Here is a 12,678-nt window from a genome sequence, read left to right as displayed (position 1 = left end):
GGTTCAATGCCAGCTGCGCATCAAGCCTACCGCCAAACCTTCCAGGGCGAATTCATCTTCCGGCGATACGGTGATGACCTTGAAGTCGGGGTTTTCCGGCAGCAATTCGATGACGGAACCCGTTTTCTTGTAGCGCTTGACGGTGACTTCGTCGCCGATGCGGGCGACGACGATCTGGCCATTCTTGGCGCTATCGACCTTCTTGACGGCCAGTAAATCGCCATCCATGATGCCTGCGTCGCGCATGGACCAGCCGCGCACCTTCAGCAGGAAGTCGGGCTTGGCTGAGAACAGGGCGGGGTCCACGTTGTAGCTCGCTTCCAGGTTTTCCTGTGCCAGGATGGGCGAGCCTGCCGCCACCCGGCCGATCAGGGGCAACGACATCAGCAGCGCTGCCGGCACTTTCGATGGCAGGGCTTCGGCGGCCGCGCCGATCAGGCGGATGCCGCGCGAGGTGCCGGGAGAAATCTCGATCGCGCCCTTGCGGGCCAGGGCCTGCAAATGCTCTTCGGCCGCGTTGGCCGATTTGAAACCCAGTTCATTGGCGATTTCGGCACGGGTGGGAGGAAAGCCCGTGTTTTCAATCGCGTCCTTGATCAGGTTCAGGATTTGTTCTTGTCGTGCTGTCAGCTTGATCATGAGCGGTGGGTGCATACTAAAATGCTGTCTATATGAACAGTCTGTATTTTTGTACAGTATCGCCCACTATGCAAGGGGATTTCCGTGTTTTAGGCGAATTTCGCAAGAAATACTTGTCCAGGGGCGGAAAGCACGGTGGCGCGCGGGCTTTTCGGGCGCTTGTGGAAGGAATGATTGAAACGTTTGCAAAAGGCGGTTATAATCTTCGGCTGACCTTCCCACACCCGTCTTGACGCCGGGGTGGGCGATTATCAATCCGACCTGAAGGAGTTTGCATGCGTCATTATGAAATAGTCTTTATCGTCCATCCGGACCAAAGCGAGCAAGTGCCCGCGATGATCGAACGCTACAAAGCCAGCGTAACCACCCGCGGCGGTTCGGTTCACCGCGTGGAAGATTGGGGCCGCCGTCAAATGGCTTACTCGATCCAAAAGCTGCCTAAAGCACACTACATCTGCCTGAACATCGAATGCGACAACGAGACCCTGGTCGAGTTGGAAACAGCATTCAAATTCAATGATGCCGTGTTGCGTCACCTGACCGTTAAAATGAAGAAAGCTGAAACAGCTCCTTCGCCGATGATGAAATCGGTACAACGCGAAGACGCGGCCAAAAGCCACCGCACCGAAGCACCAGCAGCCGCTCCAGCCGCAGCAGCAGCTTAATTCTTGACCAGGATCGTGCGCTGAACCAGCTACAAGTAACCGCCATCATTGCCGAGCGCGAAATATTGCGCTATACCCCGGCAGGGCTGCCGATTGTGAATGCAGTATTGCAACACAGTTCGCAGCAGATGGAAGCAGGGATTGCCCGTTTGACCGAGTTTGATGTTGCCGCGCTAGCCGCTGGCGAAATTTCAGGCAGGTTCAGTCAGGCAAGCTTGGGCGGGGTGTATCAGTTCACGGGTTTCCTGGCCAGGAAGAGCCGCAACAGCAAGAGTTTGGTGTTTCACATCATTGATTTTAGTGCAGTCAATTCTGACTAGCGCATTTTAGATACAGGAGCCTGACATGGCATTCGGTAAAAAGTTCGACAAAAATAAGCTCAAGCTTAAAGAAAAACGCAAACAGCAAAACCCGTTGTTCAAACGCAAGAAGTTCTGCCGCTTCACCGCAGCTCACGTTGAGCAAGTCGACTACAAAGACGTCGACACGCTGAAAGACTTCGTCCAAGAAAACGGCAAGATCATGCCAGCACGCCTGACCGGTACCAAAGCGCACTACCAGCGCCAAGTTGACACCGCAATCAAGCGCGCTCGCTTCCTCGCGCTGCTGCCATACACCGATCTGCACCACGCTTAATCGGTCAGATATTCCTGGAGAAGAACTATGCAAATCATTCTGTTAGAAAAAGTTGTTAACGTCGGTAACCTCGGCGAAGTCGTCAAAGTCAAAGACGGTTACGCACGTAACTTCCTGATCCCGCAACGCCTGGCACGTCGTGCTACGGCAACCGCTGTGGCTGAATTCGAAGTCAAGCGCGCCGAACTGGAAAAAGCTGCTGCCGCTAAACTGGCCGCATCGCAAGCCCAGGGCGAAAAACTGAGCGGCCTGACCGTTCAAGTTGCTCAAAAAGCTGGTGTTGATGGCCGTCTGTTTGGTTCCGTCACCAACTTCGACATCGCTGAAGCGCTGACCAAGCAAGGTTTTGCTGTTGAAAAAGCACAAATCCGCATGCCTACCGGCCCGCTGAAGATCGTTGGCGAGCACAACGTTTCGGTTGCTCTGCACACCGACGTGGTCGTGGAAGTTGTTATCGCTGTCGTACCAGACGCGAACGCGTAATCGTCTGCGGGCCTGGCCCGCAAGCGCTGCCGCACTATGAAAAGCCGGGTTCGCCCGGCTTTTTTGTGGCCTTTTTTTCGCTCAATTTCAGCCCTTTATTTTTGCCAGCACGCCGAAGCGGGTATAATTCGCGCCATGAACGCCCCCTCTGATCCGCAACTGGATTCCCTCCGTATTCCGCCGCATTCGATCGAAGCAGAACAATCCGTTATCGGTGGTCTGCTGCGCGACAATGCCGCGTATGACCGCATCGCCGACTTCATGCATGCGGAGGATTTCTATCGCTATGACCATCGCATCATCTTCGAGCAAATCGTCAAGATGGTTAACGCTTCCAAGCCAGCCGATGTCATTACTGTTTTTGAAACCCTGACCCAGCTCGGCAAGGCCGATGATGTGGGCGGACTCGCTTACCTGAACGCCATGGCGCAAAACACGCCATCGGCCGCGAACATCCGGCGCTACGCCGAGATCGTGCGCGACCGCGGCGTGCTGCGCAAGCTCATCACCGTCGCCGACGATATCTCCGGCACGGCCTTCAGCCCGCAAGGCAAGGAAGTCAAGCAGATGCTTGACGAGGCCGAATCGAAGATTTTCGCCATCGCCGAAGAAGGCGCGCGCGGCGCTCAGGGCTGGACCGCCATCCAGCCCCTGCTGACGCAAGTGGTCGAGCGCATCGACGAACTGTACAGCCGCGATAACCAGAGTGAAATCACGGGCGTGCCCACCGGTTTCATCGACCTCGACCGCATGACCTCCGGTCTGCAGCCGGGCGACCTGGTGATCGTGGCGGGCCGTCCATCGATGGGCAAGACGGCGTTTTCCGTCAACATCGGCGAAAACGTGGCCATCGACAGCGGCTTGCCCGTGGCCGTGTTCTCGATGGAGATGGGCGGCGCCCAGCTGGCCATGCGTATGCTCGGCTCCGTCGGACAGCTCGACCAGCACCGCTTGCGCACGGGCCGCCTGAACGACGAGGACTGGCCGCGCCTGACGAATGCGATCCAGAAGATGAACGACGCGCAGTTGTACATCGATGAAACGCCGGCGCTCAACTCGATCGAATTGCGCGCCCGCTCGCGCCGCCTGTCGCGTCAATGCGGCAAGCTGGGCCTGATCATCGTCGATTACTTGCAGCTGATGTCGGCCAATACGCCGGGCGACAACCGCGCCACGGAGATTTCCGAGATTTCGCGGGGCTTGAAAGGCCTGGCGAAAGAACTCGGCTGCCCCGTGATCGCGCTGTCCCAGCTGAACCGCTCGCTGGAGCAACGCCCGAACAAACGTCCTGTCATGTCCGACTTGCGCGAATCGGGCGCTATTGAGCAGGATGCCGACGTGATCCTGTTCATTTACCGCGACGAGGTGTATAACCCCGACTCGCCAGACAAGGGAACGGCCGAAATCATCATCGGTAAACAACGTAACGGTCCAATCGGCAGCATCCGCCTCACCTTCATGGGGCAGTACACCAAATTTGGCAATTACAGTGGTGGCCTGGCGCTTTACCAAGGCGACTAACACAGCAGCACTGATATTCCATTGGCCGCCCCTTCATCAAAAGGGGCGGCTTTCTGTAGTAAATAACACGACTCAATGCTTAACGGAGAATGACATGTTTGGACGCTTGATGCCCACTGAGGGCAAGTTTTTTGAATTGTTTAACCAGCACGCGGAACTGTGCGTCAAGGGCGCCAAAGAGATGCTCGGCCTGATGACCAATTTCGACGACCTGGAAAACCGCGTGCATGCGATCGAAAGCATCGAGAAACAGGCGGACAAAGTCACCTACGCCACCGTGGAAATGCTGCACAAGACCTTCATCACGCCGATCGACCGCGACGACATCCATCAGTTGATCACGCGCCAGGACGACATCCTCGACCTGCTGGAAGATGCGGCGCAAACCGTTTCGCTGTACGACCTGAAAGCCGTCACGCCGGAAGCCAAGCGTCTGGCCGAACTGGTGCTGGCCTGTACCGAAAAAGTGCGCGACGCCGTCGCCATGCTGCATAACATGGACAATTCGCGCAAGATCGTCGCCATCTGCGAGGAGATCGACCGCCTGGAATCGGATGCCGACCACGTGATGCGCGCCGCCATGTCCAAGCTGTTCCGCGATGAGCCGGACGTGCGCAACCTGATCAAGCTGAAAGCGATCTACGAAATTCTGGAAACCGTGACCGACCGTTGCGAAGATGTGTCCAATATTATCGAAGGCATCATCGTCGAAAACGCGTAAGCGTTGGGCCTGTCCTGAACCAGAATCAGAAAAGAAACTACAATGACCATACAAATCAGCATCTACGTGCTAGGCCTGTTGATCGTCCTCGCGCTGCTGTTTGACTTCATGAACGGCTTCCATGATGCCGCCAACGCGATCGCCACGGTGGTCTCGACGGGCGTATTGAAACCGCAGACCGCGGTTGCCATGGCCGCCACGTTCAACTTCGTCGCCATCTTCGTGTTCCACCAGCTGACCGTGGCCGCCACGGTGGGCAAGGGCACCATTGACCCGGCGGTGATCGACCAGTACGTGATCTTCGGCGCGCTGATGGGCGCCATCTTCTGGAATTTGTTTACCTGGTACTACGGCATTCCCTCGTCGTCCTCGCACGCGCTGATCGGCGGCCTGGTGGGCGCCGCTGTCGCCAAGTCCGGCACGGGCGCGCTGGTCGCGGCCGGCCTGTGGAAAACCGTGGCTTTCATCGTCATCGCACCCGTGCTGGGCTTTGTGTTCGGTTCGATCATGATGCTGCTCGTGTCATGGATTTTCGTGCGTTCGACGCCGCGCAAGGTCGACAAGTGGTTCCGCCGTTTGCAGCTGGTATCGGCGGCCGCCTACAGCCTGGGCCACGGCGGCAACGATGCGCAAAAAACCATCGGCATCATCTGGATGCTGCTGATCGCCGCCGGCTACTCGAGCGCGGCCGATGCCATGCCGCCGATGTGGGTCATCATCTCGTGCTACACGGCCATCAGCTTCGGTACGCTGTTCGGCGGCTGGCGCATCGTCAAGACCATGGGCCAGAAGATCACCAAGCTCAAACCGGTGGGCGGTTTCTGCGCCGAAACCGGTGGCGCGATCACCCTGTTCGTCTCGACGGCGCTGGGCATTCCCGTGTCGACCACGCACACGATCACGGGCGCCATCGTCGGCGTCGGCTCGTCGCAAAAAATGTCGGCCGTGCGCTGGGGCGTGGCGGGCAATATCGTCTGGGCCTGGATCTTCACGATTCCCGCTTCCGCCTTCGTTGCCGCGGTTGCCTGGTGGATTGGCCACCACATCATGTAAGGCGCCCCTGCAAACCTACTGCGCAGCCCCCTATCGAATCTCCGTTGCTCGCTGTACTAAAGTACAGCTCCGCTACTCAATCCGATATCGGGCTTGCTCGCTACGGTTTTCAGAGGGCCTTGGGCCAATTGGGCACATTCAAAAAAAGGAACCGCAAGGTTCCTTTTTTTATGCGCAGGCCAGGTCCACCGTCAGCCCCTCATAGGCGAGGAACACCTGCAGGCCGGCCAGGCGGCTCGCATAGCGGCCCATCACGTCGGCAAACACGGCTTCGAGCTGCTCGTCGCTGCGGGTCGGTTCGTGGTGGGTGCAGTACAGGCGCCGCGCGCCGCAGCGCAGGGCCAGGTCGAAGGCTGCGTCGAAGGTGCCGTGGCCCCAGCCCTTCTTGCCCGGGTATTCCTCGCGCGTGTACGAGCAATCCATGATCAGCGCGTCGACGCCGGCGACCAGTGCGTCGATGCCGGCTTGGCGCTGTGCATTGCGCGCCGCGCAGGCCGCATGCTCGGCATGGCCGGGCGGATGCAGGTTGTAGAACGGTTCATGGTCGCCGCTGAAAAACAGCGCGGCGCCGCCGCAGTCGATGCGGTAGCCGAGGTTGACGACGGGGTGGTTCATTTCCGCGCCGCGCACCTGCGCGCCGCCTACCTCGACGGCCTCGCCGGGCGCCAGGGTGCGGTACTCGATGCAGGCCGCCATGGCCGCTTCGCTGACGGGAAAATAGCTGTTTTGCAGCTGCACAGCCATCACGTGCTCGATGCCGCGTCCGGCGACGGCATCGTGGGCGCCGTACAGGCGCATGCGGTTGCCGGCCACGAACAGGGGCGAAAACATGGGCAGGCCGTGGATGTGGTCCCAGTGGCTGTGCGTGATAAAGACGTGCGCGTCGACAGGCTCGCCTGGCGGCAGTTGCTGCGCCAGCGAGAAGATGCCGCTGCCCGCATCGAGAATGATCAGGCTATCGCTGTCGGTGCGTACTTCGATGCACGTGGTGTTGCCGCCATAGCGCGCCGTGCGCGGGCCGGGAGAGGGGATGGAGCCGCGCACGCCCCTGAACGTGAATTTCATTCAGTACCTTGTTACGGTGTAATTATTGTTGATTCTATTCTAATTAATGAGATTGGCGGCAACATTTATGCGTGTTGCGATACGGAAAGTTATTTCATTTTGTTGTAACTAAGTAATGTACAGTGCGCAGGGTGGCCGTTACACTGGCGCTTGCCGACTTCCCTTTTTTGCTTGCCCATTACCTGATTGCCGCCAACATGCCTCAGCTGCACCCTGAGAAAATCGCCCACAGACTGGAGCAATTGACCGAACTCAGTGTCGCGCTCGGCCATGGCCTGGGCGGCGAGGGGCACGATATCGGCGCGCTGTTGCAGCGCATCGTGCTGCTGGCAAAAAGCATGAGCGGCGCCGATGGCGCCACCCTGTACCGGCCCATGGCCGAGGGCCGCCAGCTGGCGTTCGACATCAGCGTCAACGACAGCCTGGGCATCGCTCAGGGGGCGGACATGGGCTTGCCCGGCGTGCCCCTGTTCGACGCTGCCGGCCAGCCGAATCTGGCATCGGTGGCCGCGTATGCGGCGAACCTGCGCCGCAGTGTGAACATCGCCGACGTCTACCGCGACGAGGGCTTCAATTTTTCCGGCATGCGCGAGTTTGACCGCCACCACGGCTACCACACGCAATCGATCCTGACGGTGCCCATGAGCGACCACGAGGGCGACTTGATCGGCGTCCTGCAGCTGGTCAATGCCAAGGATGGCGAAACGGGGCAGGTGCGCGCCTTTTCCTCCACCGACCAGCGCTTCATCGAGGCGCTGGCCGCGCAGGCCGGCGTGGCGCTGACGAATCAACTGCTTATCTCGCAGCTGGAAGAGTTGCTTGAATCGCTGGTTACCCTGATCAATATCGGCATCGATGAAAAGTCGCCGTACACGGGCCGCCACTGCCAGTTCGTGCCCGAGCTGACGATGCTGCTGGCGGATGCCGCGCATGCGACGGACACCGGGCCGCTGGCCGATTTCCGGCTCAGCGACAACGAGCGCAAGCAGCTGTGGCTGGCCGGCCTGCTGCACGATTGCGGCAAGATCACCACGCCCGTGCACGTGGTCGACAAGGCGACCAAGCTTGAAACCATTTTTGACCGCATCGCCCTGATCGATACGCGCTACGAAGTGCTGCTGCGCGACGCCGAGATCGCGGCCCTGCGCCAGCAGGCGGCGCAGCCGCAGCAGAAAGATGCCATTGCCCGCGCGCTGGCGCAGGAGCAGGCCGCGCTGCGCGAAGAGCGCGACTTCATCCGCAGGGTGAACATCGGCGGCGAGAGCATGGCGCAGGCGGACCAGGAGCGCGTGCGGCAGATCGCCAGGCGCCGCTGGCGCGCGGCCGATGGCGAACTGCGCGATTTTCTGGATGCCGACGAGACGGAAAACCTGACCATCCGCGCCGGCACCCTGACGGCGGCCGAGCGGGCCATCGTCAACAACCATATCAGCGTGTCGATCCGCATGCTCGAAGCGCTGCCGTGGCCCAAGCACCTGCAAAAGGTGCCCGAGTATGCGGGCGGCCACCACGAGCGCATGGATGGCAAGGGCTATCCGCGCGGCCTGACGAAAGAACAGATGTCGGTGCCGGCGCGGCTGATGGCCATCGCCGATATTTTCGAGGCCCTGACGGCGCGCGACCGGCCCTACAAGAAGGGCAAGTCGCTGTCCGAATCCCTGCGCATCCTCGGCAATTTCAGCCTGAACGGGCATATCGACCCGGAGCTGTTCGACGTCTTCATCCGCAGCAAAGTCTATCTGACCTTCGCTGAAAAGCACATGCATCCAAGCCAGATCGATGCCGTCGACGAGGCGGCCATTCCAGGCTATATCCCTTGAAGCCGTCGCTGGCCTTGCGCAAGCATGGGGCGCGCTGCTTGCTGGGCATACTGCTGACGCTGGCGGCGGCCTTGCTGTGCCTGGCCGGCAACGACAACATCGCGCGCCTGGACGCCATGCTGGGCGACTGGCGCATGCGCGCGGAAAAGCCGCAGCTCGACCGCCGCATCGTCATCGTCGACATCGACGAGCAAAGCCTGGCCCGGGTGGGCCGTTTTCCCTGGAGCCGCGATATCCAGGCGCGTCTGGTACGCCAGCTCACCGGCCATTACGGCGTGTCTGCGCTGGGCTTCGATATCGCGTTTCCCGAAGCGGACACCAGTTCCGGCTACGCCGTGCTGCAAGGCCTGGCGCATGGCGAACTGGCGGGCGTGGCCGGCTTGCCGGCGCAGCTGGAAAAGCTGCGCCCCGCCATGGATTACGACGGCCTGTTTGCCGAGGCCATGCGCGGCCAGCCCGTGGTGCTGGGCTACAGCGTCTCGGAGCAGCAAAGGAAGGGCGTGCTGCCCAAGCCGGCCTTCACCGTGGCCGATTTGAACGGGCGCAGCGTCACGGCCTACGTGGCGCGCGGCTACGAAGCCAATATCGCGCCCCTGCAGGCGGCCGCGCAAGGCGCCGGCATCTTCACGGCCCTGACCGATGCCGATGGCGTGGTGCGTTCCTCGACCATGTTGCAGCGCATCGGCGACGGCTACTATCCTTCGCTGTCGCTGGCCACCGTCGCCGTCTACCTGCAGGCGCGCGCCATCGCTCCCCGCTTCACGGGCACGGCCGACACCCTGTCGGCGCGCGAACTGGCCAACGGCGGACTCGAACACCTCATGCTGTTCACCCCGCGCGGCGCGATGGCGATCCCCGTGGGCGAAGCCTTGACGACCACGGTGCGGTACCGCGGCACGGGCGGCCCCGATGGCGGCGCCTTCCGCTACGTCTCGGCGTCCGACGTGCTGGCCGGCACGGTGCCGCCCGCGCTGCTGAAGGGCGCCATCGTGCTGGTGGGGACCACGGCGCCCGGCTTGAACGATATCCGCGCCACGCCCGTGAATGCCGAGTATCCGGGGGTGGAGGTGCACGCCAACCTGATCAAGTCCATGCTCGACGGGCGCTTCAAGGCGCGGCCCGACTATGCGCTGGCATTGGAACTGGTGCAGATCGTGCTGTTTGGCCTGCTGCTGGCGGGCGCCCTGGCAGTGCTGCCGCCGGCCGGCGTGATGCTGGCCACCGGGGGCGCGCTGGCGGCGGCCATCGGCATCAACCTGTACCTGTACGCCGCGCACGATCTGGTGCTGGGCGGCGCCGTGCTGCTGCTGCTGATCCTTGCACTGTTCATCGCCAACCTGGCGTGGGGCTATTTTTTCGAGGTGCGCAAGGGACGCGCGCTGGTGGCGCGCTTCGGCGAATATGTGGCGCCCGAGCTGGTGGCCGAGATGGCCGACGATCCGCAGCGCTATACCATGGAGGGCGAGAACCGCGAACTGACGGTGCTGTTTGCCGACGTGCGCGGTTTCACGGCCATTTCCGAGCAGCTGGCGCCGGCCGCGCTGCGCGAATACATCAATGAATATCTGACGGCCATGTCGGAAGATATCCGCGACAGCCATGGCGGCACCCTGGACAAATACATCGGCGACGCCGTGATGGCGTTCTGGGGCGCGCCCGTCGCCTTTGGCGATCACGCCCGCCGGGCCGTGGCCAGCGCCTTGCTGATGCAGGGCAGCGCGGCGCGGCTGAACCGGCAGTTTTGTGCGCGCGGCTGGCCGGCGCTGCGCATCGGCATCGGCATCAATACGGGATCCATGCATGTGGGCGACATGGGCTCGCGCATCCGCCGCGCCTATACCGTGATGGGCGACAGCGTCAACCTGGCCGCGCGCCTGGAAGGCGCCAGCAAGCTGTATGGCGTGGGCATCGTGGTGGGCGAGGCCACGCGCGCCGCCGCCCCGGATTTCCTGTACCGCGAGCTCGATCGCATACGCGTGCTGGGCAAGCAGGAAGCGGTGGCCATCTTCGAGCCGCGCGGCCTGCTGGCCGACGCCGGCAAAGCGGAGCTGGCGCAGCTGGAACGCTGGCATGCGGTGCTGGCCAGTCTGCGCGCGCGCGACTGGGGGCAGGCTGGCGCGCAGCTGGCCCGCTTGCAGGCGGACTTTCCCGATGACGGCCTGTACCGGCTGTACGCGGCGCGCCTGGAGCAGTACCGCAACGCGCCGCCGCCTGCCGACTGGGATGGCGTGACAGCATTGCACAGCAAATAGCCCGCCATCGCGCCCGAAAATGCAAGCGATGGCGGCATTTTTCACCCTCGCCGGCGCACGGTTTGTTGCGCTGCGATAAAAATCAGGGAGAAATGTTAGAAATTTCTGACTGGAAACTAAAAGCCGTCTAAAATTTGTCTTCAATCCATTGCCGGACATGCTGGCGCCTGCGGGCCGCGCGCTTGTCCGGTTACACAAGAAATCCTTCACATGACATATCGTTTGGTGCACCTGCTTGCGGGTTCCGCGCTGCTGTTCGCCGTCGGCGCCGCCGGCGCTGCCGTTCCCATGGATGACGTTGCTCCTGCGATGCAGGAAGACGGCGTGCCGCGCTTCGAGATCCGCCGCTTCGACGTCCAGGGCAATACCCTGCTCACGTCCGCGCAGGTGCAAGCCTTGCTGGCACCCTACACGGGCGCGCAGCGCGATTTTTCCGACATCGCCCGCGCCGTCGAGGCGCTGGAAGCGGCCTACCGCGAGCGCGGTTACAGCGCCGTGCAGGTGCAATTGCCCGAGCAGGAACTGGAACGGGGCGTGGTGCGCCTGAGCGTGCTGCAAACGCCGCTGGGCAAGCTCGCCATCAGCGGCAACGCGCATGTCGACGAGGCCAACGTGCGGCGCGCCCTGCCGTCCCTGCGCGAAGGCGAGACGCCGAACGTGCCGGCCCTGTCGCAAAGCCTGAAGCTGGCCAATGAAAACCCTGCGCGCAAGATCGAAGTGCGCCTGCAAGCGGACGAGCCGGCGGGCGCCATCGACGCCATCGTCACGGTGGCCGATGAAAAGCCCTGGAAAGCCATGCTTAACGTCGACAATACGGGCAATGCGCAAACGGGCAAGACGCACGTGGGCGTGGTGCTGCAGCATGCCAACCTGTTCGGCCGCGACCATGTCGCCAGCCTGCAATACACGAGCAGCCTGGAAAAGCCGGACAAGGTGGGCGTGTATGGCGCCGGCTACCACTTGCCGCTGTATGCGCTGGGCGACTCGATGGATTTCTTCGCCAGCTATTCGAACGTCGATTCGGGCAGCGTCTCGGCCGGCATCTTCGACCTGGCCGTCAGCGGCCAGGGCAGCATGGCCGGCATCCGCTACAACCAGAACTTTGCCCGCAGCGGCGATTTCGAACCCAAGCTCGTGTACGGCGTCGATTACAAGGCTTACCGCAACAGCGTGCAGCTGTTCGGCATGGAGCTGGGCGCCGACGTCACCGTGCATCCGCTCAGCGTCAGCTACATCGGCAACTGGACCTTGCCCACGGGCGAGACCAGCGTGGCGGTCACCTTCGCGCACAATATCCCTGGTGGCAAGCATGGCGCGCAAGCCGATTTCGACCGGGTGCGCGCGCATGCCAAGGCGGCCTACAACACCCTGCGCCTGAGCGCCAGCTCGGGGCGCGTGCTGGCCGGCGACTGGCAATGGCGCGCGCTCGTCAACGCGCAAGTCACGCCCGACGCCTTGGTGCCGGGCGAGCAGTTCGGCGCCGGTGGCGCCGCGTCCGTGCGCGGCTTTGCCGAGCGCGAGGTATCGAATGATTCGGGCGTCAACCTGAACCTGGAACTGTATACGCCGAACTGGTGCGGCCAGGCACTCGGCTACCAATGCCGCGCACTGGCGTTCTATGACACGGCATGGCTGCGCCGCAACCATGGGCTGCCCGGCGAAAGCGCGTCGCAAGGCATCAGCAGCGGCGGCCTCGGCCTGCGTTTATTGCTGAGCCGCTATGCCAATCTGCAACTCGATTACGCCCATGTCGTCAATGGCGGCGACACGGGACAGCGGGGCGCCAACCGCCTGCATTTCCGCCTCGCCTTGGCCTACTAGTA

Annotated in this window: 12 protein-coding genes; 10 read left to right on the top strand and 2 right to left on the bottom strand. The window is 61.9% G+C overall.

Going from position 1 to position 12,678, the window contains the following annotated elements:
- Positions 1-3: 3 nt before the first annotated feature.
- Positions 4-639 (bottom strand): transcriptional repressor LexA, encoded by a 636-nt coding sequence (gene lexA / locus BLT98_RS08435; protein ID WP_034783454.1) that lies wholly within the window; start codon positions 637-639, stop codon positions 4-6.
- A gap of 275 nt (positions 640-914) precedes the next feature.
- On the opposite strand from lexA, the gene rpsF reads away from it, so the two are divergent.
- From rpsF to BLT98_RS08400, 7 genes are all read left to right on the top strand, one after another.
- Positions 915-1,304 (top strand): 30S ribosomal protein S6, encoded by a 390-nt coding sequence (gene rpsF, locus BLT98_RS08430; RefSeq protein WP_034750499.1) that lies wholly within the window; start codon positions 915-917, stop codon positions 1,302-1,304.
- A gap of 20 nt (positions 1,305-1,324) precedes the next feature.
- A complete protein-coding gene (gene priB, locus BLT98_RS08425) occupies positions 1,325-1,624 on the top strand; it encodes a primosomal replication protein N (protein WP_034783455.1) in 300 nt (99 codons plus the stop codon).
- Positions 1,625-1,649: 25 nt separating this feature from the next.
- Positions 1,650-1,940, top strand: a complete 291-nt coding sequence (gene rpsR / locus BLT98_RS08420) for a 30S ribosomal protein S18 (RefSeq protein WP_010400024.1) — start codon at positions 1,650-1,652, stop codon at positions 1,938-1,940.
- Positions 1,941-1,967: 27 nt separating this feature from the next.
- Positions 1,968-2,423 (top strand): 50S ribosomal protein L9, encoded by a 456-nt coding sequence (rplI, locus tag BLT98_RS08415; protein WP_034783456.1) that lies wholly within the window; start codon positions 1,968-1,970, stop codon positions 2,421-2,423.
- 135 nt (positions 2,424-2,558) lie between these two features.
- Positions 2,559-3,944, top strand: coding sequence for a replicative DNA helicase (locus tag BLT98_RS08410; protein WP_034750488.1), 1,386 nt, complete (start codon positions 2,559-2,561; stop codon positions 3,942-3,944).
- A gap of 94 nt (positions 3,945-4,038) precedes the next feature.
- Positions 4,039-4,665, top strand: a complete 627-nt coding sequence (locus BLT98_RS08405; protein ID WP_010400015.1) for a DUF47 domain-containing protein — start codon at positions 4,039-4,041, stop codon at positions 4,663-4,665.
- Between the two features lie 42 nt (positions 4,666-4,707).
- A complete protein-coding gene (locus BLT98_RS08400) occupies positions 4,708-5,718 on the top strand; it encodes an inorganic phosphate transporter (RefSeq protein WP_034783457.1) in 1,011 nt (336 codons plus the stop codon).
- A 168-nt stretch (positions 5,719-5,886) separates the two neighbouring features.
- On the opposite strand, the gene BLT98_RS08395 is transcribed toward BLT98_RS08400, so the two are convergent.
- A complete protein-coding gene (locus BLT98_RS08395; protein WP_092606444.1) occupies positions 5,887-6,783 on the bottom strand; it encodes an MBL fold metallo-hydrolase in 897 nt (298 codons plus the stop codon).
- 197 nt (positions 6,784-6,980) lie between these two features.
- Here BLT98_RS08395 and BLT98_RS08390 point away from each other — a divergent pair, with 197 nt between their 5' ends.
- The 3 genes from BLT98_RS08390 (at position 6,981) to BLT98_RS08380 (ending at position 12,676) form a co-directional block, all read left to right on the top strand.
- Positions 6,981-8,603, top strand: a complete 1,623-nt coding sequence (locus tag BLT98_RS08390) for a GAF and HD-GYP domain-containing protein (RefSeq protein WP_092607073.1) — start codon at positions 6,981-6,983, stop codon at positions 8,601-8,603.
- On the top strand, positions 8,600-10,855 hold the full coding sequence (locus BLT98_RS08385) for a CHASE2 domain-containing protein (RefSeq protein ID WP_244517424.1): 2,256 nt from the start codon (positions 8,600-8,602) through the stop codon (positions 10,853-10,855). Before BLT98_RS08390 ends, BLT98_RS08385 begins: the two co-directional genes overlap by 4 nt.
- 210 nt (positions 10,856-11,065) lie before the next feature.
- Positions 11,066-12,676, top strand: a complete 1,611-nt coding sequence (locus tag BLT98_RS08380; RefSeq protein ID WP_092606442.1) for a ShlB/FhaC/HecB family hemolysin secretion/activation protein — start codon at positions 11,066-11,068, stop codon at positions 12,674-12,676.
- Positions 12,677-12,678 lie beyond the last annotated feature (2 nt).

It is taken from the genome of Janthinobacterium sp. YR213 (assembly GCF_900099875.1).
Taxonomy (GTDB): domain Bacteria; phylum Pseudomonadota; class Gammaproteobacteria; order Burkholderiales; family Burkholderiaceae_D; genus Janthinobacterium; species Janthinobacterium lividum.
Note: the sequence above shows the minus strand (reverse complement) of the source record. Positions and strands in the feature narration are given on the sequence as shown.